This is a genomic window from Hymenobacter lucidus (genome assembly GCF_020447265.1).
Classification (GTDB): domain Bacteria; phylum Bacteroidota; class Bacteroidia; order Cytophagales; family Hymenobacteraceae; genus Hymenobacter; species Hymenobacter lucidus.
In genome coordinates this window covers 631,378-652,969 of sequence record NZ_JAJADR010000001.1, presented here as the reverse complement: position 1 = coordinate 652,969, position 21,592 = coordinate 631,378, and the positions used below count along the sequence as shown (strand labels likewise).

Below are 21,592 nucleotides of genomic sequence, written 5' to 3'. Positions count from 1 at the left end.
GCCTACGATACTGGCCGCACCGTTACGGCAAACCAGTGCGCAGGGTCGGCCAGCGGATCGGGAACGTGCGCGGGCAGCGGCTGGGGCGAGTACAGGGCACAGAGCGTGTTTTCGACCTGCACCAGCTGGCCCGGAGCCGTAGCGGGCAGGCCATCCAGAATACCGGCCAGCACTTCCCAGCGCGGCTGCCCCGGCTGTCGGCTGGCGTCGTGCCACACCACTACCGTGTCGGGACCCACCAAGTATTCGAATACGCGGCGCGTGTCGGTGCGCACGGCTTCGTAGCGGTGGTCACCGTCGATGAAAACCACGTCGAACTTCTGCTGCAGTCCGGCTAGGTCGTAGGTGGCCGAGTTGCCGTGTAGGTGCGTCACGTTGGGCAGGGGCCGGGAGAAGAAGCCGTGTAGTTCAATGTAGCGCTCAGACAGCCCCAACTGCCGCATTTCCTCGGCCGATAAATTCAGCGTGTGCACTGAGGCGGCCACCTCGGCCACATTGGCGGCACTTTCGCCCCGCCACGTCCCGATTTCGAAGTAGCGGGCCTGGGGCACGCGCCGGGCCAGGGCCCGCAGCAACAGCAAATCGGTGGGCAATGAGCCGCCTTCCCGGAAAGCAAAGGGCCGCACGGTATCATCGGCGGCCGACAGGAAATGCTGCAGCGCCACGGCCGGCAAACCCTGCGCCCCGAGTTGAAAGCGGCTATGCGCCCGGGCCCGCTCCTGCCAAGTGGTTTCATCGGCGGCCAGCACGTGGTTCAGCAGCCAGGGATTGCGCACGAGGCTGCCTAGCGCCCGCAGAGTTTTGGAAATCTTCGACACGAGGGGTGAGATGGTGAAGTTGTGAGATTGTGAGTTGTTTGGCTGGCACTATCTGCGCGACTGGCGCGCTCAGAACAGCAACCTCACAACTTCACCTTTCGCAGTTTCACAGTTAGCTAATCGGGACTTTGCGCAGAATGGCATCAATCAGGTCCTGGGTGCGGATGCCGTCAGCTTCGGCTTCGTAGTTGAGCAGAATGCGGTGGTTGAGCACGTCGCCGGCCACGTCCTTGATGTCTTCGGGCAGCACGTAGTCCCGGTCGTCGAAGAAGGCTACGGCCTTGGCGGCGCGGTGCAGGGCAATGCTGGCCCTGGGGCTCACCCCAAACTGCACGTACTGGGCAAACTCGGCTAGGTCGTAGTCGGCGGGCTTACGAGTGGCAAATACTAGCTCGATGATGTACTTCTCCAGCGTCTCGGAAATCTGGACCTGATTAATCAGGGAGCGGATGGCGAAGATGTCTTCCTTGGTCAGCACCGGGTTTACCTCGCCCACGTAGCTCATGTTGGCCATGCGGCGCATCACCTCCAGCTCATCGGCCTTCTTGAGGTAATCGACATGCACCTTCATCATAAACCGGTCGACCTGGGCTTCGGGCAGCGGGTAGGTGCCTTCCTGCTCCACGGGGTTTTGGGTGGCCAACACCAGAAACGGCAGATCCAGCGGATACGTGGTTTCGCCGATGGTGACTTGCTTTTCCTGCATGGCTTCGAGCAGGGCGCTCTGCACCTTGGCCGGGGACCGGTTGATTTCGTCGGCCAGCACGAGGTTGGCGAAAATCGGCCCCTTCTTCACCTCGAACACCGACTGATTCTGGTTGTAAATCATGGTGCCCACCAAGTCGGAGGGCAGCAGGTCGGGAGTGAACTGCACGCGCTGGAAATGCAGGTGCAGCACTTTCGAGAGCGTGCTAATGGTCAGGGTTTTGGCCAGGCCTGGCACGCCTTCGAGCAGAATGTGGCCCCCGGTGCAAAGGCCGATCAGCAGGCGGCCCACCATGTAGTGCTGGCCCACCACCACTTTGCCCACTTCGGCAAAAACCTGCTTTATCTTTTGCTGATAGTCAGCGGCTTGCAGCGGCGGCACGAGGTCAGAAGAAGGCAACGACATAAGAAGCAGGTAGAGTAGGCACCGTTAAAGGTAGTAAAACCCTACCGACCCATTCAACGCATTTGTCGATTCGGGAGCCGTTGCGCCGGTTTTTTCCCGCGGGCCAGCCGTGCGCTTTGGCAGATATCCGGTATATTCGTTGGCTTTTTTTACCTTCTATTCTCCGTGGCCCCGCTATGCCCGCTGCTTCCTTAGCTCTCCCGCCCGATCTGCGGCGTTTTCTCTTGCTGGCCATCGGGCTCTATGTGCTGTGGTTTGTGGGCTACGAGCAGTGGCTGGCCCTCGACGGCCGCCTCGACGCGGCGCTGTCGGCCAACATTACCACGGCCAGCGCCGCCGGGCTGCGCCTGCTGGGCTTCGACAGCAGCGTGCACGGCCTCGACCCGTACTTACTGCTACTCAACAGCCAGCCCGTAGTGCACGTGGGCAACCCCTGCAATGGCTTGGTACTGTACGCGCTGTTTGGGGGCTTCGTGCTGGCCTTTCCCGGACCCTGGCGGCGCAAGCTGTGGTTTATTCCGCTCGGCATCGTGGCCATTTACCTCATCAACATCGTGCGCGTAGGCGCCCTGGCTCTGAACCACCTCTACTCGCGCCAGACCGTCGATTTTAACCACCACTACACGTTCACCTTCGTCGTGTACGCCTGCATTTTCCTGCTCTGGATGCTGTGGGCGCGCCGTCTGGCAACTCCGGTCTTTGCCGATGCCCGCTAGCCAGCCCCACTTGCCACCGGCTTTGGCGCCCCAGCCCTGGCGGCCGGGCACTCTACTCCGCGGGGCAGCCGCAGCGTTGTTAGTACTAGCCATTTTCTGCATCGGCATCTACTCCGATACGGTGCTGGCCACTATCGACCAGTTCTGGCAGCATTTGCTCACGCTAGTCGGCTTGGGCGGCCACGCTACCGCCGTGCAGCAGGGCATCAGCGGGCTGGTTACCAAGCGCAGCTTGGTTTCGGTGGTTACCTACTCGCTGATTTACACCAGCACCTGTTTGCTGCTACTCACCGTGGCGCTGAGCAGCACCAGAAGGATGCGGCTGGTATTTGTGCTCTACGGCGCCGTATTCGTCATCTGTGCCACATTGGTAGTGGTAGGCAAGCTGGCCGGCGACGCCGCCTGGGCCTACAAGCTCGCCCGCCGCCTCATCGACTTTATCGTGTCGCCCCTACCAGTCATTATTCTCGTGCCGCTGCTGCGCTGGTACGTGCCGGCCCCGCCCGCCGGGCAGTCATAAGGCTTTACACCTGCTGCAGCCAGAGCTGGGCAATAGCCAGGTCGTCGAAGGTGAGGATGACGATGCCAGCGGCCGTGTGCTGTAGGGTAAGGTCGGTGGAAAGGCGGCTGTAGACGTTGGGCGAATACACCCAGGCAAAATACTCGCAGCCGGCCGCCCGCATGGCCGGAAACCACTCCTTGCCGCCCCACTCTGCCGCGTCGGCCCACATGCTGCTTACCAGCGTGTTGTCGTTCAGCACTTTGCGGCACTGGTACTCCGTCAGGCATTCCAGCATCCGGGTTGCGCCCGAGCGTACCGACTCATAGTCCTGATTGCCAATCCATTCGGCATGCAGCCAGCCAGCCGGCTCGTCGTAGCAAATCCGGATCTGAGGCGTTTCGTAGAGCAGGTGCTGGCTCATAGGGAGAAGTGAGAAGGGCGTGAAGGGCCGGCTTTGGGAGCCGACCAGTAATCTGCGCGGTATACGGGCTACTTGGTATTCCGCCGATTATTCCACCTTGTCTGGCTGCCGCGCCGGTTGTGATGGGCCAGCGGCAGCATCCTCGGGAAGTGGCCGCCGGCCAAGAGTGGTGGCGGGCGGAATACATTTGAGCCCTTCCCAGGTCAGGTAGCGCACGGTATTTTGGGGGCCAATATAGAACAGGCTGTTGTCGCGCTGCCGTACTAGGCCCCGGTAACAGTTCTGCACGCCCACATACTCGGTCTGCAGCCAGCCCTGCCGGCGGGCCGGGCCCTGCGGACAGCCCCAGAGGATGGAGCCAATGTGCTTGTCGGTAGTGCGGTAAAGTAGTTCGGCCGCGTCTTTGAGAATAATGTCGCCGGCCGCATTACGTACTCCCACGGTGCTGAAACCCTCATCATCCCATTTTCCCGACGCGTAGTCGTAGCGGGTCGTGCCGATGTCGTTTGTGAAGGAACAGTAGTAGAAGCGGCCAATGGAGCCGTCCGGCGCGCCGTCTTCGGCGGCTTTCGACCAGATCAGGTCGCTACGCACGTCGCCTTTGCCATTCGGCGGCGACACATTTTGCCAGCGTGAGCCATTACGCTGAAACGCTTTGAGGTTGCCACCCGAAATACAGGCCACCAGACCAACAGTGGGGCATACGATGGCGCCGGGAGTATTATCGACGCGCACGTGCCGCACGGCTTCGTGGGTCCAGGTGGCGGTGCTGTCTGCGTAGCGCAGACACTCCAGCCGGCCTTTCAGGCTGCGGTAGAAGATGGTGGGGTAGTTCCGGCGATTCAGAAACGGGCCGGAGCCTTCAAACGTCAGATTGCCGCCGACATCGGCCGGGCCGTTGGTAGCGTAGTGCACCCAGCGCCGGGTATCGGCTTCGTATTTATAGTAGTCGATGCGGTGGTCGAGGGTGCGGTAAAACAAAGAGCCGGCAAACTCGAAGCGCAGGTCGCCGGCGGCATTGGGCACCTCCCCCACCGAAAAGCGCACCCAGGCCGGCACCGGGGCCGCAGCATCCCAACGGGCCCCGACGATGGTGTGCGACGTTGAATCGACCCAGTACACGACCCCATCGGTTTCGATGGCCACATTGCTGGCCGTGGCCGCACCGGGTACGGCGTAGGCAGGCACCCAGTTGTCGTACATCCCGTCCCAGATTTCGCGGATGCGCCGCTTTTCCAGTTGGGTGTCATTGAACCGGTACAGGGGTTTTACTTCCCGGTTGTTGCGGTCCACAATCGACTGCTCCCGCTGCCCGGGCATCTGCAGAAACACGTTGGTATCGTTGCAGGCCAACCAGTTGTGGGCATAGCGCAGCCAGTCGGCCCGGTAGGCGGCCGGTTGCTGTCCAAACCAGCTGATTTCGTCCCAACCCCACATCGTGTGCTCAACCCCGATATTGGGAGCTATGCTCAGGCTGCGGCTGTTGTCGAACTCCACCAGAAACAGGCCCGGGCCCTCGTGGTCCTGAAAGATATTGAGGTTTGGATTCTGGCAGGTATTCACCAATAGCTCGGTGCCATACACCCCAGAAGCATAAAAGCTCTTGGTATTGGCATTGGTATAAAGCTTCATGGCGCTGATGGGCATCGAGTAGAAATCGAACAGATCCTGGCCCCGGGATTTGAGCAGACGCTTGGAGTGGCAGTCGAGCGCCACCCACTGCCGCCGGGCCCCCTGCCGGCCATTGGGCTGCGCAAAACCGGGCGCCCCAAACTGCGCAAAGTGCCGAATCCGGTCGAACAGTTCCCGGGTGGCGGCGTAGTCGTTGTAGCGGTCCTTGTTGGCTATCAGCCGCATCTGGCCCATGTGCAGCGCCTCAATATCGGCGGCAAGGTAGCTACAGGCCCGGTAGTAGAGCCACATGCGGGCCTCCAGGCGGGTTACGTCGGGTACTTCGAAGGGCTGAGCCTTGTCGTGCACGATGGGGTCGAGCGTGTCACCGGGAGCGTAGGCAATGTTGGCACTCACGAAGTAGCGGACGGTATCGGCCTTCTCGCCCCAGGCCCGCAGCACCCAGCCCGGAATCCGGATCCGGTCGGCATTGCTGGTCGTGGCGCCCCGGTCCCGGATAAACTCAAACACAGCTCCCTGCACGATTACCAGCGAATCAGTAGTGTGAATTCGGTGGGTGTTGCGGTAGGTGCGGGCAAAGTGAATAGAATCTTCCTGTGTATCGTAGGTAGTATTCCACCAGCCAGTAGCCCGCCCAATAAACCGGGCCTGCACCGAGTCGAGGTCCTGAATATCCCGGGTCCGCTGGGCCTCATCATAGGCGTTGCCGCATACGCCCGCCATCGTTATGGCGCGTTGCAGGCTGGCGCGCAGCGTGGTCTGTGCCGGCCGGCCCTGCAAGCTGGCTTGCGCCTGGGCAGTAGCCACAGCACCGCCCAGCAGGCAAAAAGTCGATATCAAAAACCGCAGCAAATAATTAGGCGCCATACTCAAAGTAAGCCCGAAGCACGCTATTTTCCGCTACGGGGCCGTGCCTAAACGGTAGCCACGGCGCTTTGGTATCTGCCGGCGGCTCGCAAAACATATGTTGGGGCATACGTGCCAGCCAGCAAAGGCCAAACGCAGGGAAGATAATGTAGCAACCAAGAAAAAAACCCCCTTTGCATACAGCAAAGGAGGTTTCTTGTACCAGAGACGGGACTCGAACCCGTACGTCCGTGAAGACAAGGGATTTTAAGTCCCTCGTGGCTACCATTACACCACTCTGGCTGAGGCTCTTAACTGGTTTTTACCCCGATAACTAGTCGTCTGCGCGTGGCAATTAGGGCAAAGTAACTGCAAATTTTCCAATCGGTGGTCATTACTGACGCCATTCATGTGGTGCAACTCCAGCGGAATAGGCTGACTCAGCCACTCAGTTAGGCCACACTGCTCGCACTTATATGCTTTGTACCCCTCCTTCAGCAACCGGTTACGCAAGCCATGCGTGAAAGCATAGGGAGAGTTTTCGATCAGAATATCTTCCAGACGGTACTGCCGGCCGAAATTCCGGTACCGCTCACCCACGTTCCAGCCGCTGCCGGTAAAATGGTTGGTATCGAGGCCCAAAGCGGCAATCCGGTCTTTCACGGTCTTGTAGTTGCCACCCGCCGGCACCAAGCCCAGCCGCTTGATAACCTGCGCCACCGACAGGCACCCGGCGACGGCTACCCCAAACTGCTCATCTGATATCTTGCTTTTCATTCTTGGCGGGCCGGCTAAAATCCCAACTGCCAGGCCCCGCTGGAAGATAGGCTATAACGCAAAAAGACCCTGCTGGTGGGCAGGGTCTTTTTTCTGAGCGGGAGACGAGGTTCGAACTCGCGACCTCGACCTTGGCAAGGTCGCGCTCTACCAACTGAGCTACTCTCGCTTGAGTCAGCCACCGTAGTGGCGTTTTGGTGTGACAAAGGTACTACTGATTTGCTTTGAGTCAAGGGCTACCCCAAAAATAATCCGTAAAATTTCGCTGCAAAAGGGCTTTCTAGCTCATTTTCAGGGAGAAAAATTTTCATAATATTTCTCCCTGAAAATATTGCCCCTGCTTTTTACTTGCCTTTGGCTCCCAGTGCCAGCTTTAGCTCATTGAGCTTGAGCAGGGCATCAATGGGGGTGAGCGTGTTCACGTCGAGCTGCTGGAGCTGCTCGCGGATGCGCTCCAGCACCGGGTCGGCGGGCTCGAACATGCTGAGCTGCAGGCTGGGGCGGGGCGCGGTGGCTACCGCCGCAGCCGGCTGCGCCACCGGCCCCCGGTTGGCCTTGCCGTTTTTGGGCGCGGTTTCCAGGCCGGCCAGCACCTCATCAAACTCCGTGGGGCCGTCTTCAATGCCAGTAGAGGCCCGCTCCTGCTCCAGATGGTGCATGATTTCGTTGGCCCGCAGCACCACGGCCATAGGCATACCGGCCATGCGGGCCACGTGAATGCCAAAGCTGTGCTCGGAACCGCCTTCCACAAGCTTGCGCATAAACAGGATGCGGCCGTCGGCTTCGCGCACGGCCACGTTGTAGTTGCGCACCCGCGGGCAGTCTTCGGCCAGTTGGTTGAGCTCGTGGTAGTGGGTGGCAAACAGGGTTTTGGCCCGGGCCTTGGGGTTGTTGTGCAGGTGTTCCACAATAGCCCAGGCAATGCTGATGCCGTCGTAGGTACTGGTACCGCGCCCAATTTCATCCATCAGCACCAGGCTGCGGTCCGAGAGGTTGTTGAGGATGCTGGCCGTTTCGGTCATCTCCACCATGAAGGTACTTTCGCCCTTACTCAGGTTATCAGAAGCACCCACGCGGGTGAAAATCTTGTCGATGACACCGATGGTGGCCGCGTCGGCGGGCACGAAGGAGCCGATTTGGGCCAGCAGCACAATCAGGGCCGTTTGGCGCAGCAGAGCCGACTTACCGGCCATGTTGGGCCCGGTGATGACGACAATCTGCTGCTCGTCCTGGTCGAGGCGGATGTCGTTGGGAATGTAGGACTCACCGGGCGGCAGTTGCCGCTCGATAACAGGGTGGCGGCCCGCCCGGATATCGAGCAGCGTGGAGTCATTCACTGTAGGCTTCACGTAGCGCTGCTGCCGGGCCGTGGCGGCAAACGAAGCCAGGCAGTCGATGATACCAATGGCGCGGGCGTTCTGCTGAATCTGGGGCACGAAATCCATGGCCGACAACACCAGCTCGTTGTAGATATTCTGCTCGATGACGAACAAACGCTCCTCGGCGTGCAGAATCTTCTCCTCGTAGGTTTTGAGCTCCTCAGTAATATACCGCTCGGCATTCACCAGCGTCTGTTTCCGAATCCAGGTGGCCGGCACCTTGTCCTTGTGGGAGTTGGTGACTTCGAGGTAGTAGCCGAACACCTTGTTGTAGGCCACTTTCAGCGACGAAATGCCGGTGTTCTGGATTTCCCGCTGCTGGAGCTGAAACAGGTAATCTTTGCCCGAAAAGGCAATGCTACGCAACTCATCCAGCTCCTTATCGATGCCCTCGTTGAGCACGTTGCCCTGGTTGGTGAGAATGGGCGCGTCGGGCCGGATTTTGGCCTTGATTTCCTCTCGTAAGGTTTCGCACACGTTGAGCTGCTCGGCCAGCTTCTGCAAGGCCCGCATGCCCGAACCGGTCAGCAATTCCCGAATTGGCCCCACGGCGTCGAGGGCACGGCTGAGCTGGAGCAGTTCCCGGGGGTTGATACGGCGCACGGCCACCTTGGAAATCAACCGTTCTAGGTCGTTGATCTGCTTGAGATGCTGCACCAATTCGCCCAGCAGCTCGGGATTGTCGAGCAGGCCCTCTACCGTGTCGAGGCGACGCTGAATCTGGGCGGGCTCCTTGAGCGGCAGCACCACCCACTTGCGCAGCAGGCGGGCTCCCATCGGCGTCACGGTCTGATCCAGAATATCAATCAGGGGCACGCCGCCCGGGTGCTGGGCGTGCACCAGCTCCAGGTTGCGCACCGTGAACCGGTCGAGCCACACGTACTTGTCTTCCTCCAGGCGGCCGATGCTGGCAATGTGGCCAATGTCGGTGTGCTTGGTTTCGGCCAAGTAGTGCATAATACAGCCAGCGGCCGTAATGCCTTCCCGCAGCCCGTCGATGCCGAAGCCCTTGAGCGAAGCCGTATTAAAGTGGCGCGTCAGGGTTTCGTAGGTGTAGTCGGCCCCGAAAACCCACTCGTCGAGGGCGTAATGGCAAAAGTCGGGGCCGTAATGCTGCTCAAACTCGTGGCGGCTTTTCTTGCAGAACAGCACTTCGGCCGGGGAGAAGTTCTGGAGCAGCTTGCCCAGGTAGGCATGGTCGCCCTGGGCTACCAGGAATTCGCCGGTGCTGATGTCCAGGAAAGCAATGCCGCACTCCTGCTTGCCGAAATGCACGGCCGACAGGTAGTTATTCGAGCGGCGCTCCAGCACGTTGTCGTTAAACGACACGCCGGGCGTGACCAGCTCGGTAATACCGCGCTTCACGAGGCCCTTGGCCTGCTTGGGGTCTTCGAGCTGGTCGCAAATGGCCACGCGCTGCCCGGCCCGCACCAGCTTGGGCAGATACGTATCGAGAGAATGGTGGGGAAAGCCGGCCAGCGGGGTTTCGGAGCTGGTGCCAGCCCCGCGCTTGGTGAGCGTGATGTCCAGAATGCGGGAAGCCGTGACGGCATCCTCGCCGAAGGTTTCGTAAAAGTCGCCGACGCGGAACAGGAGCAGCGCGCCGGGGTGCTGCTCTTTTAATTGATAATACTGCTTCATCAGCGGCGTATCAATCACCGGGGCGGGCCCCAGCGTGCCGTGCATGGGCACCGGCTTCTTCGGAGTGGAGGCAGTACGCAAAGGAATGCTGAATATAGAGCGCGCCGGAAAGCGCGGAGGTGTGGAGTAGAAAGGACTAGCTGCCAACAAGCACGGGCGGAGCGGTGGTTCCGCGGCCGGATGCGGCAACGGGCGGAGCGTCCTACCTTTGGGCAAAATACCTCGTCGGCAATGCGCAAAAGAACAATGGAAGAGCTGAACCGGCTCTCGGTGGCAGACTTCAAAAGTACGCAAAAATTCCCCCTTACCCTGGTGCTCGACAACGTGCGCAGCCTGCACAACGTGGGCTCGGCCTTCCGCACCGCCGACGCCTTTGCCATCGAGAAAATCTGGCTTTGCGGTATAACCGGGCGGCCCCCGCAGCGCGAAATCACGAAGACGGCCCTGGGCAGCACCGAGTCGGTAGCCTGGGAGTATGCTGCCACTACCATCGAGGCCTTGCAGCAGCTGAAGGCGGCCGGCTACGTGGTGGTGGCCGTAGAGCAAACCGACGGCAGCCAGCTGCTGCCCGCCTTCCGGCCCGAACCCGGCCGGCCCTACGCCCTGGTGATGGGCAACGAGGTGTTTGGGGTGGACGACGAGGTGCTGGCCCTGTGCGACGCGGCCGTGGAAATTCCGCAGTTTGGCACCAAGCACTCTTTAAACGTGAGCGTAGCGGCCGGTGTGGTATTATGGGACTTTATCAATAAGCTCGAAAATAAGCTTAACGCTTGATCTAACCCGTTCTGGTAGCTGCGTAGTGCGCCTGACGACTTCGGAAGGCACGGTTACCCCAAAGGTGGTGTGCAGCGCTAAGTCCTGCTCCTTCCCGTTTGCGTATATAAAAACCCGTCTGGCCTCGCGCCGGGCGGGTTTTTGCGCTTACTTGCCGGCTCCAATTTCCTTGCTCATGACTCTCCCCGACCTGCCTACTACGCCCGATACCGCCCTGCTGGCCCTGCGGCCCCAACTGGCTACGGCCTTGCCCGCTGCGTCCGAGCCCACCATCGGCGACTTTCTGCACCGCACGCTGCGGCCGGTACTCAAGCTGCAAAACGAGTTGCTGTTACTGCTGGTGGCCGACTTCGTGCGGGAGCACCACGTAGCCTTTGCGGGCCAGGATGCGGCGGCCCGGCAGCGCACTGTAGCCGAAGTGCTGGGCCGCAACGTGAAGCTGCGCTATACAGTTATCGGCAGCATTATCGGGCTGTTTACTCAGGCTGAGCAGCAGTTTTACCGCCAGCACCGGTCGGAGGTAAACCGGCGGATTCTGGAGCTGGCTACCCAGCGTGTGCAAAGCCAGCTGCCCGCCTTGCAGGAGCACATCGGTACTCAGGCGCCGGTCTGATGATGCCAAACCACTACCGCACGCTGGGCGTCAGTGAGCAGGCTACTGCCGACGATATCCGGCGGGCCTACCGCAAGCTGGTGCTCCTCACTCACCCCGACCGAACCACCGACCCGGCCGCGCACCAGCAGTTTCTGCTCATCAACGAGGCATACGACGTGCTCATTAGTCCGGCCCGCCGCCGGGGCTACGATGCGCTGCTGGCGGCCTCCCGCACCCCCCCGCGGCCGGCCCCACCCGCGCCACCTCCTCCCGCCGCCTTTGCCCGACAGCCAGCCCGGAGCCCCTTCCGCCGCCGAACTACCCCGCGCATTGATTTCGGGAAATACCAAAAGCCTATCCGGTTGTGGGGTAAGCTGCTGCTGCTCCTGGGCCTGTTGATTATGGTCGACTACTACGGGGCGCGCTATACCACCACAGCTACTTTCCTTAGCGCTACCATCTACAACAGCGGGGCCGATACCTACCTTGTACGCACCAGCAAAGGTCGTTTCCTGACCAGCGGCGACTACACCAGTGGCCACACGCCCCCCACCGAAGCGGTCCAGCTGCGGGTGTCGCTGCTGTTTCGCTTCATTCGCGAAGCCCGGATTTTACCTTCGGGGCCGCCGTTACCCGTTCTGTTCAGGCATCACGCCCTGTTTACCTTCACCGGGCTACTGCTGTTGGCGGCGGGCCTCACGCAGGGCAAGCTGCTGGGCGATGCCGGCCGGGTGAATGCCGCCATACTGGCTGTATCGTTTGCGCTGTTAGTCATTGTGCTCATTTTCCGGGTATAAAGCCCTACTTCCCGACCACAAAAAAGCCCGCTCAACTACTTGAGCGGGCTTTGTTTGACCTGACATAGAACAGCTTAGTCAAACTGCGACTCGCGCAGCTGCACGGGCGGCGTCTTTTTGCGCAGGCGCATGTTGAGCAGCTCCACAATCAGGGAGAAGAACATGGCGAAGTAGATATAGCCCTTCTCGATTTCCTTGTGGAAAGCCTCCATCACCAGCATCACGCCAATCATGATCAGGAACGACAGGGCCAGCATCTTGATAGTCGGGTTGCGGTTCACAAAGTCGCTGATCATGCCCGAGAAGGCCAGCATCACGCCCATCGACAGGATAACGGCCATAATCATGATCAACACGCTGTCGACCAGGCCCACAGCCGTCAGGATGGAGTCGAAGCTGAACACGATATCGATAAGCACGATCTGGAAAATGATGCGGCCCATCGAGCTGTAGACTTTGTTGCCGCCCGCATCCTCTTCCTCACCCTGTAGCTTGGTGTGGATTTCGGTGGTGCTTTTACCCAGCAGAAACAGGCCGCCCAGGAACAGAATAATGTCGCGGCCGGTAACGCCGAACTCGTGCGACGCCCACGGCACATCCAACGTGAAGAGCGGTGCCTTCAGACCCACAATCCACGAAATACTCATCAACAGGCCAATGCGGATCAGCAGGGCCAGCATCAGGCCGATAGTGCGGCCCCGTTTCTGCTGCACTGGGTCCAGCCGGTTGACGACGATGGAAATGAAGATAATATTGTCGATGCCCAGCACGATTTCCATGAACGTGAGAGTAAGCAAGCTTACCCACGCCTGGGCGCTGGAAAAAATGGAAAAGTCGAACACAGGGGGAAATGTGTTAATGTGAAAAATATGCCGGAATGTGGGTTAATGTGCTCAGGTGCTAATGTGGAAAAATATGCCAATAATTAGTGCTGTAAAGCATTTAGCACATTCCACACATTAGCACCTGAGCACATTAAAAATCATTTCATATTCACGAACTGCAGGGGCTGGCCTACTTCGGTGGCATTTTGGCGCAGCAGGGCAATTACCTGCTGCAATTCGTCGATTTTCTTGCTTGTCACCCGGATTTGCTCATCCTGGGTTTGGGCGTCCACCTTAATCTTGCTGTCTTTGATGAGCTTCATGATTTTGCGGCTCGTATCCTTGTCGATACCGGCCCGCACTTTCACGGTTTTCTTCACCAAAGCCCCGGAAGGCTGCTCTTCGGCCGAAAAGTCGAGGCAGGTACCGTCGAGGCCCTGCTTCACGATGCGGCCCAGCAGAATATCTTCCAGCGCCTTCACGCGCATTGAGTTTTCGGAACTGAGCAGAATCGTGTTGGCTTTCTTATCGAGTTCCATGCCGCCCTTGGTGTCGCGCAGGTCGTAGCGCGTCTGCAGCTCCTTTTTGGCCGTATTCACGGCGTTTTCCAGAGTTTGCGGATCTACTTTGCTTACAATGTCGAAAGAAGGCATAGGGGTTGAATTGGGGTGAGAATGGGGCCGCAGCAGCTGGCCAGCCGGTGGGCTGGTCAGGCAGAGCCCAAAGCTTGCGTACGGCGCTGGCGTGCAAAAGTATCAAATGCCCGGCGCAACCCGCGCAGATTTTCAGCCGACATTCTCCAACTTACCCGCTTACTGCTCCCCCATGCCCGTTCGCGCCCCCCATTCGCCTGCTGACTTCACCGCCTACTACCAGCTTCGCTATCAGGTGCTGCGCCAGCCCTGGCAGCAGCCCCTGGGCTCGGAACGGGCCGATGATGATGACGCGCCCACCACCATCCATGCCCTGTTCGCCGCTCCCGATGGCACCGTAGCTGGCGTGGCCCGTCTGCACCCCTCCGGCCCTGCCCAGGCGCAGGTGCGCTACATGGCCGTGGCTGAGACTTACCAGGGCCAGGGCGTGGGTCGGCAGTTACTCGAATACCTGGAAAACGCGGCCCGCCAGCTTGACCTCACCGAGTGCGTGCTGCACGCCCGCGCAGCAGCAGTAGCGTTTTATGAGCGCCAGGGCTACCACATCGTGGCTCCGTCGCACACGCTCTTCGGCAGCATTCCGCACTTTCTGATGAGCAAGGAGCTGTAGTATTTGGTAGCAGGAAGCGTCGGCGCCAACGACCAAATCCGTTTGATTCGAAAAACCCGCCGAATCGGGGGTTCAGAACCGTTCCCGGCCACGCAGCAGGTCGAAGTACAGGCGAAAGTCGCCGAGCAACGAATACCACGGATGCTGAAACGTGGCCGGGCGGTTGCGCTCCACAAAGAAGTGCCCCACCCAGGCAAAACCGTAAGCTGCCACAATGCCCAAGGGAATCAGGTTGAAGCGCTGCCAGAAAACGGCCAGCCCTACCGCCCCCAGAAATAGCGTAGTGCCGATGAAGTGCAGAATGCGGGTGCCGCGCTTGCTATGCTCACGCAGGTAGCGCGGATAAAACTCGGCGAAGGAAAGCGGGGCGGCAGACATAGCGGTGGCGTTATTGGGTAAAGAAACCTAACTTTTCAGCCAATATCCAGTGCTTTTCCGCCCAGCCTTTCTTTCCTTATGGAGCAATCCTTCGATGTAGCTACCCTGGTGGGTATTTACAACCAGATCAATCATTACGGCCGCACCAATGGCATGCAGCTCACTGTGGCCAGCCCCGGCCAGGTAGAATACAGCATGAGTGTGCGCCCCGAGCACCTTTCCTCGCCCGGCACCTGCCACGGCGGTGTTATTGCCGGCCTCATGGACTCGGCCCTGGGTGCGGCAGCCCTTACGCTGTCCTTCCAGACTGGCGAGCTGGTTTCCACTGTCGAGTTCAAGATCAACTACCTGCACCCTGTACGCCTCCACGACCAACTGGTGGCCCGGGCCCGCGTCGACCACTCGGGCAAAACGCTGGTCGTCACCAGCGCCGAAATCACCTGCACTACCCGGGAGCTGGTGGTAGCCCGGGGCATGGGCACCTTCAACCGCTACCCGGCCGACAAGCGCGACTTTCACCGCCTGCTTTTCCCGGATGCCGACAACGAGCCGCTCGACATCTAGAAATTACCCCAGCTGCTTACTGCCCTTACGCACGAAAGCCGGACGCCTCCAACTGGGAGGGTCCGGCTTTTTCAATGAGCTGCTGGCGGGGCTTGGGGCCGGGCTATATCAGGTCAGAAGAGGCCGATTCGTGCTCGTGCTCTTCGTACTCGTCGCCTTCTTCCGCCGGTGCGGCTACTTTGCGCACGTTGCGGGCGCAGTCTTCGTCGCGGTGGTTGCGGCCTACCGTAAACTCTACCCAGTCGCCTTCACGCAGGTCGTTGAAGTCGCCTTCGGCCATGTCGGCGTAGCTGAAGAACAGGTTGTTCGGTGGCATTACCACGAAGCCAAAGCCGTTCTTGAGGTTTTTGATAGTGCTGATGCCCACCGTACCCACCGGACCGGCCGCCGTGGGGCCCGTGGGGCGTACCGGCTTTACGGAAGGAAACGCAACCGGCTCGGGCTGGCTTACAAACAGGCTCTCGATGAGCTCATCGGCGCTCGACAGGCCGCTGTCGATAACGTCGTGCATCGCTACGGGGTACGTTACGTGCTCCAGCAGCTGCTGCGAGGCGCGGGTTACGCGGTTTTCACCCTTGAAATCTACGTACTTGAAGTCCCAGTTCAGCAGCATCACGCGGGTGCCGATGGTATTAAGCTTCTTGATCAGGGGCACGTAGTCCGAGTCGCCGGCGATGAGCACGATGACGTCGAAGCTCTTGTGCAGGGCTAGCTCCAGGGCTTCGAGGGCCAGCCACACGTCGATACCTTTCTCCTGCAACCGCCCATCCCGCGTTTTGAGCGGCATGTAGTGGGTAGCAATGCTCAGATTCATCAGAATATCGTCGAGCAGACGGTCGTGGAAGAGCCGGTCTTTGTCGCGCGCTTCGGTAGCCGACAGGCGGCCCCGGAAGAAATGCGCGTCCGTAATCTGGCTCAGCCGTACGTCCACATCTTCTTCTTCGGCGACCTGATGCCGGATATACTCGTGCAGGCCCTCTAAACTGATGCGAGCCTTACGCTCGTGCTGGAAGTAGTAGTAATCACTGATCTTCAGGAAATAATTGCCGTCGTAGAAGACGCCGATCCTTATCAGTGGGCTATTCATCTGGTTCATACAAAAAAAGCTTTAATGCGAGAGGTGTGCAATCAGGGCAGGAAAGTGAGAATAGATTTAGAAAGTGCTAAGGTAGCCATGATCAAAGATACAAATCTGAGTTCGTAGGTCCGCCCTCGCATGACTGGTACCTTTCGCAGATCACATCATCATGTGATGGAGCAATGGCGGCAAAGTCCAGTTTGTTTGAAAAGTTTCAGTTCGGCAGCCAAAAGTGGCACTTGTAAAGTCCTATATCCAATTCTGTCTCCCCTCCATGAAGTTACGAAAGCCAAGATCAATATTAATGAAAATACATTTTCTCAATCCTGTCATTCAGTGCAATTTCATACGAAGCACCCTGTTAGGTGCGAAGCTAATAGCTTAATCGTATCAGTGCAACTTTTCCGCCTTTACTCGGCAAGCATACTTACTATAGTTCTTGAAAAGCGCATTAAAATTATCCTTTCATCCATAGGCCAACTGCACCTAAACTTCTGTTTATTTATCCGTTGCCCTATCAATATAATACAATTAACAAACAGAAACAAGGCTATTTTAACCATTTTAGCGCCCAGCTTTTTTTAATCTGCTTTTCGCCCTGGCACTCCTGCTTTTTTTGAGCAACAAATACTATTTACACATAATTCCGGGCCGATACGCGCACTGTTCTACAGCCCTGTCTACGCCAATATCTTTCGGTGGCCGCCCTGCCGCAATTGCCTAGGGAGCCTCTATCAGAAATTCATCCGGGCCACTATAAGTACCAACACCAAGGCAGCATAACCGACGCAGATACCAACTTCCAGCAGGTTGCCCGAAGTGGTGCCCGTCCGGATCAGCGGAATCTTGAAGGCATAGTCCGACAAAGGCATAAACCACTTCACGCCGGCCTTGGTGAGTGAGTCGGCCACGAGGTGGGACGCGTAGCCGGCCCCGGCAAAGTGGGCCACGCCGTGCCAGCCCAGGGTGTTGTTGGCCAGGTAGCCGATGTAGGTCCAGAGGGCGGTGGCCCAGAGCGTGTGCGTCCAGGTGCGGTGGGAGGTGTAGGGCGCCAGGGCCACGAAAATTCCCACCAGGCTCAGCCACAGAAACCCGAAATACAACCCCGCCAGCACGGTACACACCCCGGTAAACATAAGGGCCAGCTTGCGGGCCGAGCCGCCCTGCATAGCCACCCCAATAAGGCCAAAGGCCAGCGCCGCCGTGAAGCCCATGCGCCGCTCGGGGCCGGGCGGCAGCATATAGTGCGTGTACCCAGCCAAGCCCAGCGCCACCAGGGCAAAGGCAAAGCGCACGTAGTTTTGCGAAAAGCTCAGCCTCTTACTTAGCCGGGAGCTGGGGTGGTCGAGGTCGGGAGCCAGGGCCGAGAAGCCGGCCAGGGCAATGCCGGCCGGCGAAAAAGGTACGCCCGTAATGAGGCCGCCGACGGCCACGCCGGTAATGAGGCCAATGGCCAGGTGGGAAGAACCGCGCACTTCAGATAATGGAAAACAGGTAGCCTAAAGCGCGAAGGTACGCGGCTAGTTCGGCACGGGCAGCAAGTATACGATTTCGGGCTCAACCGGGGGCTCAGGAGCGGCCAGGGGCTGGTAGCGGGCCTTTTGCTGGCGGGCCTGGCGCACCCGGTCCCAGGCGTGCCGTAGGTTTTGCCAACGCTGCCAGGCGTCAAAGTCAAAATCGGTATCCTCGGCGGGGTTGCGGGTGGGGTCCATATGCAACGGGGGAATTAGGGGATTGGAGCGGGGTAATCAGGGCAGTAACAAGACGAATGTAACGAAACCCGGCCGTAACGCAAGCATTCGGCAGCTGCGGAAACTTTCGGACCTTGCGGGCGGTATTATTCACCACCAGTGCCCTGTATGGCCCGACCGGATTTGTCTCCGGCCGGGCTGCTCCCTTTTGCCTTTCTCCTAGCCGCCCGCCGTTTTGAAGGTCACCGACTTCCTCCAGCTTTACGCCCTCGACCCCACCGCCATGACCGTGGGGGCCCGCCTGAACCCGGCCACCCGCCACTCGCTGCGGCCCGACAAGCCGGCCGAAGCCCCCGTGCGCCTGCACCTGCGTGGCCTCGTCGGCTCCCAGGACGCGGTGCTGGCCGCCGCCCTGCACCAGGAGTTTCCGGACCAGCACCACCTCTTTATTCTGCACGACCGGGACGAGGCCGCCTATTTTCTGGCCGACTTGCAGCACCTGGTGCCCGACGAAGAGCCGCTGATGTTTCCGAGCTCCTACAAGCGCCCCTACGCCTTCGACGAGACGGAAAACGCCAACGTGCTGATGCGGGCCGAGGTGCTCAACAAGCTCAATAGCCACCGGGGCCCCAAAACCGCCGCCGAGCAGACGGCCGAAGACGCCAACGACGCGCTGCCCGACGGCGCGGCCAAAGCCAAAGGCAAGAAAATCAGCGTGAAGGACACGGCCGGGGCGCTGATTGTGACCTACCCCGAGGCGCTGTTTGAGAAGGTTATCAACAAGAAAAGCCTGGTAGCCAACACGTTTATCGTCAAGATGGGCGACAAGCTCGACGTGAACTTCATCAGCGACATGCTGGCCGAGTACGACTTCGAGCGGAGCGACTTTGTGTACGAGGCGGGGCAATTCGCGGTGCGCGGCGGCATCGTGGATATCTTCAGCTACGCCAACGAGCTGCCCTACCGCATCGAACTGTTCGGCGACGAGGTGGAGACGATTCGCACCTTCGACCCCGAAACACAGCTCTCGGTGGAAAAGCGGCAGCAGGTGAGCATAATTCCCAACGTGCAGACGAAGCTGCTCCAGGAAACCCGGGAAGCTTTTCTCGACTTCATTCCGCGCCACACCGCCATCTGGGCCAAGGACATGCGCCAGATTCTGGACGTGGTGGAGGAATCGTTCGACCGGGCCGAGCTGGGCTTCAAGGAAATGCTGGCCTCGGCCGGGGGCGTGCAGATTGTGAGCAAGCCCGAAGACCTCTTCGAAACCGTGAAAAGCTTCAAGAAGCTGCTCGAAAACTTCCCCATCGTGGAGTTCGGCAAACGCTTCCACTTCAAGGGCGGCGAGGATTTCCAGTTCAGCTCTAAGCCCCAGCCCAGCTTCAACAAGGACTTCAACCGGCTCGTCAAGAACCTGCACGACAACCAGGAAAAGGGCTTTACCAACGTCATTGCGGCCGAATCGGTGCGGCAGGCCGACCGGCTACGCACCATCTTCGACGAGCTCGATAACAACGTGCAGTTTCAGCACCTGCTGCTGGGCTTGCGCGAAGGCTACGTGGACGACGTGCTCAAGCTCGTGGTGTACACCGACCACCAGCTGTTCGAGCGGTTTTACCGGGCCCAGGAAGGCCGCAAGTTCTCCAAGAAAAAGGCCCTGACCCTCAAGGAGCTGCGCACCCTCTCGCCCGGCGACTACGTGACCCACCAGGACTACGGCATTGCCCGCTTCGCCGGCCTCACCCAGGTCGAAATCAACGGGCACCTGCAGGAAGCCATCCGGCTCGTGTACCGCGACGACGATATTCTGACCGTCAGCATCCACGCCCTGCACAAGATTGCCAAGTATAGCGGGGCCGAGGGCACGCCGCCCACCATGAGCAAGCTGGGCTCGCCGGAGTGGGAAAACAAGAAGAAGTCGGTTAAGAAAAAGGTCAAGGACATTGCCGCCGAGCTGATCCGACTCTACGCCAAGCGCAAAACCGCGCCTGGCCACGCCTTCGCCCGCGACTCGTTTATGCAGGCCGAGCTCGAATCGAGCTTTATATATGAGGACACGCCCGACCAGGGCAAGGCCACCGAAGACGTGAAGCGCGACATGGAGCAGCCCCACCCCATGGACCGCCTCGTGTGCGGCGACGTGGGCTTCGGCAAAACCGAAGTCGCCATTCGTGCCGCGTTTAAGTCGGTGGCCGATGGCAAACAGGTGGCCGTGCTGGTGCCCACCACCATTCTGGCCATGCAGCACTACAAAACCTTCCGGGAGCGGCTGTCGGCCCTACCCGTGACGGTGGAATACGTGAACCGCTTCAAGAGCACCAAGCAAATCAAGGAGACGCTGGGCCGGGTGGCCGAGGGCAAAACCGACATCCTCATCGGCACTCACCGCCTCACCAACAAAGACATCAAGTTCCGCGACCTGGGCCTGCTCATCATCGACGAGGAGCAGAAGTTCGGGGTCAAGACCAAGGACAAGCTCAAGGAGCTGAAGGTGAACGTGGACACGCTCACCCTCTCGGCCACGCCCATTCCGCGCACCCTGCACTTCTCCCTCATGGGCGCCCGCGACCTGAGCGTCATTGCCACCCCGCCCCCAAACCGCCAGCCGGTGCAAACCGAGCTGCACGTCTTCGACGAGCTGCTGATCCGCGACGCGGTGGCCCGCGAAATCAAGCGGGGCGGGCAGGTGTTTTTCGTGCACAACCGCGTGAAGGACATTGAGGAGCTGGCCAACATGATTCTGCGCCTTGTGCCCGATGCCCGCATCACCTACATCCACGGCCAGATGGAAGGCGACCTGCTCGAAAAGCGCATGATGAAGTTCGTGGATGGCGAATACGACGTGCTGGTGAGCACCAACCTCATTGAGAGTGGCCTGGATATTCCCAACGCCAATACCATCATCATCAACCGCGCCCACCTCTTCGGGCTATCCGACTTGCACCAGATGCGGGGCCGCGTGGGCCGCTCCAACAAAAAGGCCTACTGCTACCTGCTCACCCCGCCCGTGGCCGGTCTGCCCTCCGACGCCCGCAAGCGCCTGAGCACCCTCGAAGAATTCTCCGACCTCGGCGACGGCTTCAAGGTAGCCATGCGCGACCTCGACATTCGCGGGGCCGGCAACCTGCTGGGCGGCGAGCAGTCGGGCTTTATCAACGACCTGGGCTTCGAAACCTACCACCAGATCTTGGACGAGGCCGTGACCGAGCTCAAGGAAACCGAGTTCCGCGACCTGTTCCTCGGCGACCCGACCCAGCGCCTGCAGGAAGCCGCCAAAGCCGCCGGCCCCAAGGAGTGCAACATCGAAACCGACCTGCAAATCCTCATTCCCGACCACTACGTGAGCAACGTCTCCGAGCGCCTGCAGCTCTACAGCAAGCTCGATAGAGTAAAGGGCCCCGAGGAATTGCGCAAGCTCGTGGCCGGCATCATCGACCGGTTCGGCCCCCTGCCCGCCGAGGTCGAGCAGCTGGCCGACATCGTGCGCCTGCGCTGGCAGGCCTGCCAGGTGGGCTTCGAGAAGCTCACCCTCAAGAAGAACCTGCTCAAAGGCTACATCCCGGCCACCGGCAACGAGGCCTACTTCCAGGGCGACACCTTCGGCACCATCCTCAACTACATCCAGACCCACCCCCGCTCGGCCTCCATGAAGGAGCGTAAGGAACAGCTCATCATCAGCATCGAAGACGTGAAGAGCGTGCAGATAGCCAAGCGGATTCTGAGTGAGCTGGGGAGTGAGGAGAAGGTGGGGGTGTAACTTACTAACACCCTATTCAAAGCCTACC

20 protein-coding genes and 2 tRNA genes are annotated in these 21,592 nt (G+C 59.7%); 8 read left to right on the top strand and 14 right to left on the bottom strand.

The genetic code is table 11. The annotated features are described in order from the left end of the window. Positions 1–2: 2 nt before the first annotated feature. Together LGH74_RS02765 and LGH74_RS02760 are read right to left on the bottom strand one after the other, a co-directional pair. Positions 3–818: a class I SAM-dependent methyltransferase gene (locus LGH74_RS02765; RefSeq protein ID WP_226171586.1), complete on the bottom strand. Its 816-nt coding sequence runs from the start codon at positions 816–818 to the stop codon at positions 3–5. A gap of 112 nt (positions 819–930) precedes the next feature. Beyond that, on the bottom strand, positions 931–1,929 hold the full coding sequence (locus tag LGH74_RS02760; RefSeq protein ID WP_226171585.1) for an AAA family ATPase: 999 nt from the start codon (positions 1,927–1,929) through the stop codon (positions 931–933). A gap of 176 nt (positions 1,930–2,105) precedes the next feature. On the opposite strand from LGH74_RS02760, the gene xrtX reads away from it, so the two are divergent. Both xrtX and LGH74_RS02750 read left to right on the top strand, forming a co-directional pair. Next, entirely contained in the window at positions 2,106–2,645 is a 540-nt protein-coding gene (gene xrtX / locus LGH74_RS02755; RefSeq protein WP_226171584.1) for an exosortase X, read from the top strand. Next, positions 2,635–3,165, top strand: coding sequence for an XrtX-associated membrane protein (locus LGH74_RS02750; protein ID WP_226171583.1), 531 nt, complete (start codon positions 2,635–2,637; stop codon positions 3,163–3,165). The genes xrtX and LGH74_RS02750 overlap by 11 nt, the downstream gene beginning before the upstream one ends. 4 nt (positions 3,166–3,169) lie before the next feature. Here LGH74_RS02750 and LGH74_RS02745 read toward each other — a convergent pair whose 3' ends face one another. The 6 genes from LGH74_RS02745 to mutS all read right to left on the bottom strand — a co-directional run bounded on the left by LGH74_RS02745 (position 3,170) and on the right by mutS (position 9,888). Next, positions 3,170–3,568 (bottom strand): hypothetical protein, encoded by a 399-nt coding sequence (locus tag LGH74_RS02745; RefSeq protein WP_226171581.1) that lies wholly within the window; start codon positions 3,566–3,568, stop codon positions 3,170–3,172. Between the two features lie 87 nt (positions 3,569–3,655). After that, a complete protein-coding gene (locus tag LGH74_RS02740; protein WP_226171579.1) occupies positions 3,656–6,067 on the bottom strand; it encodes a hypothetical protein in 2,412 nt (803 codons plus the stop codon). 199 nt (positions 6,068–6,266) lie between these two features. Continuing rightward, positions 6,267–6,349: transfer RNA gene (locus LGH74_RS02735), tRNA-Leu, on the bottom strand. Then, positions 6,335–6,823, bottom strand: a complete 489-nt coding sequence (locus tag LGH74_RS02730; protein ID WP_226171578.1) for an HNH endonuclease — start codon at positions 6,821–6,823, stop codon at positions 6,335–6,337. Before LGH74_RS02730 ends, LGH74_RS02735 begins: the two co-directional genes overlap by 15 nt. Before the next feature lie 96 nt (positions 6,824–6,919). Beyond that, positions 6,920–6,992: transfer RNA gene (locus LGH74_RS02725), tRNA-Gly, on the bottom strand. Positions 6,993–7,167: 175 nt separating this feature from the next. After that, positions 7,168–9,888 carry a DNA mismatch repair protein MutS gene (gene mutS / locus LGH74_RS02720; RefSeq protein ID WP_226173732.1) on the bottom strand — a complete coding sequence of 907 codons (2,721 nt, stop codon included), beginning with the start codon at positions 9,886–9,888 and terminating at the stop codon, positions 7,168–7,170. A gap of 186 nt (positions 9,889–10,074) precedes the next feature. Between mutS and LGH74_RS02715 the strand changes: the two genes are divergently transcribed. The 3 genes from LGH74_RS02715 to LGH74_RS02705 all read left to right on the top strand — a co-directional run bounded on the left by LGH74_RS02715 (position 10,075) and on the right by LGH74_RS02705 (position 12,009). After that, on the top strand, positions 10,075–10,617 hold the full coding sequence (locus tag LGH74_RS02715; RefSeq protein ID WP_226171575.1) for an RNA methyltransferase: 543 nt from the start codon (positions 10,075–10,077) through the stop codon (positions 10,615–10,617). Positions 10,618–10,792: 175 nt separating this feature from the next. After that, complete coding sequence (locus LGH74_RS02710; RefSeq protein WP_226171573.1) at positions 10,793–11,230, top strand: hypothetical protein; 438 nt, start codon at positions 10,793–10,795, stop codon at positions 11,228–11,230. Further along, positions 11,230–12,009, top strand: a complete 780-nt coding sequence (locus LGH74_RS02705) for a J domain-containing protein (protein ID WP_226171571.1) — start codon at positions 11,230–11,232, stop codon at positions 12,007–12,009. The genes LGH74_RS02710 and LGH74_RS02705 overlap by 1 nt, the downstream gene beginning before the upstream one ends. Positions 12,010–12,083: 74 nt before the next feature. On the opposite strand, the gene LGH74_RS02700 is transcribed toward LGH74_RS02705, so the two are convergent. Together LGH74_RS02700 and LGH74_RS02695 are read right to left on the bottom strand one after the other, a co-directional pair. Then, positions 12,084–12,851 (bottom strand): TerC family protein, encoded by a 768-nt coding sequence (locus LGH74_RS02700; protein WP_226171569.1) that lies wholly within the window; start codon positions 12,849–12,851, stop codon positions 12,084–12,086. A 140-nt stretch (positions 12,852–12,991) separates the two neighbouring features. Beyond that, entirely contained in the window at positions 12,992–13,486 is a 495-nt protein-coding gene (locus tag LGH74_RS02695; protein WP_226171566.1) for a YajQ family cyclic di-GMP-binding protein, read from the bottom strand. 172 nt (positions 13,487–13,658) lie between these two features. Between LGH74_RS02695 and LGH74_RS02690 the strand changes: the two genes are divergently transcribed. Further along, positions 13,659–14,096, top strand: coding sequence for a GNAT family N-acetyltransferase (locus tag LGH74_RS02690; protein WP_226171563.1), 438 nt, complete (start codon positions 13,659–13,661; stop codon positions 14,094–14,096). 72 nt (positions 14,097–14,168) lie between these two features. Here the strand turns inward: LGH74_RS02690 and LGH74_RS02685 are convergent, their stop codons facing one another. Further along, on the bottom strand, positions 14,169–14,474 hold the full coding sequence (locus LGH74_RS02685) for an Mpo1-like protein (protein ID WP_226171560.1): 306 nt from the start codon (positions 14,472–14,474) through the stop codon (positions 14,169–14,171). A gap of 78 nt (positions 14,475–14,552) precedes the next feature. On the opposite strand from LGH74_RS02685, the gene LGH74_RS02680 reads away from it, so the two are divergent. Beyond that, entirely contained in the window at positions 14,553–15,038 is a 486-nt protein-coding gene (locus tag LGH74_RS02680) for a PaaI family thioesterase (protein ID WP_226171558.1), read from the top strand. A gap of 103 nt (positions 15,039–15,141) precedes the next feature. Here the strand turns inward: LGH74_RS02680 and LGH74_RS02675 are convergent, their stop codons facing one another. The 3 genes from LGH74_RS02675 to LGH74_RS02665 all read right to left on the bottom strand — a co-directional run bounded on the left by LGH74_RS02675 (position 15,142) and on the right by LGH74_RS02665 (position 17,828). Beyond that, a complete protein-coding gene (locus LGH74_RS02675; protein ID WP_226171556.1) occupies positions 15,142–16,134 on the bottom strand; it encodes an NYN domain-containing protein in 993 nt (330 codons plus the stop codon). A gap of 716 nt (positions 16,135–16,850) precedes the next feature. After that, complete coding sequence (locus LGH74_RS02670; RefSeq protein WP_226171554.1) at positions 16,851–17,591, bottom strand: metal-dependent hydrolase; 741 nt, start codon at positions 17,589–17,591, stop codon at positions 16,851–16,853. A 45-nt stretch (positions 17,592–17,636) separates the two neighbouring features. After that, positions 17,637–17,828, bottom strand: coding sequence for a hypothetical protein (locus LGH74_RS02665; RefSeq protein WP_226171552.1), 192 nt, complete (start codon positions 17,826–17,828; stop codon positions 17,637–17,639). A gap of 214 nt (positions 17,829–18,042) precedes the next feature. Here LGH74_RS02665 and mfd point away from each other — a divergent pair, with 214 nt between their 5' ends. Next, the gene (mfd, locus tag LGH74_RS02660) at positions 18,043–21,564 is read left to right on the top strand and encodes a transcription-repair coupling factor (RefSeq protein ID WP_431357436.1); all 3,522 of its coding nucleotides are present in this window, start codon (positions 18,043–18,045) and stop codon (positions 21,562–21,564) included. The last annotated feature ends 28 nt before the right edge of the window (positions 21,565–21,592 follow it).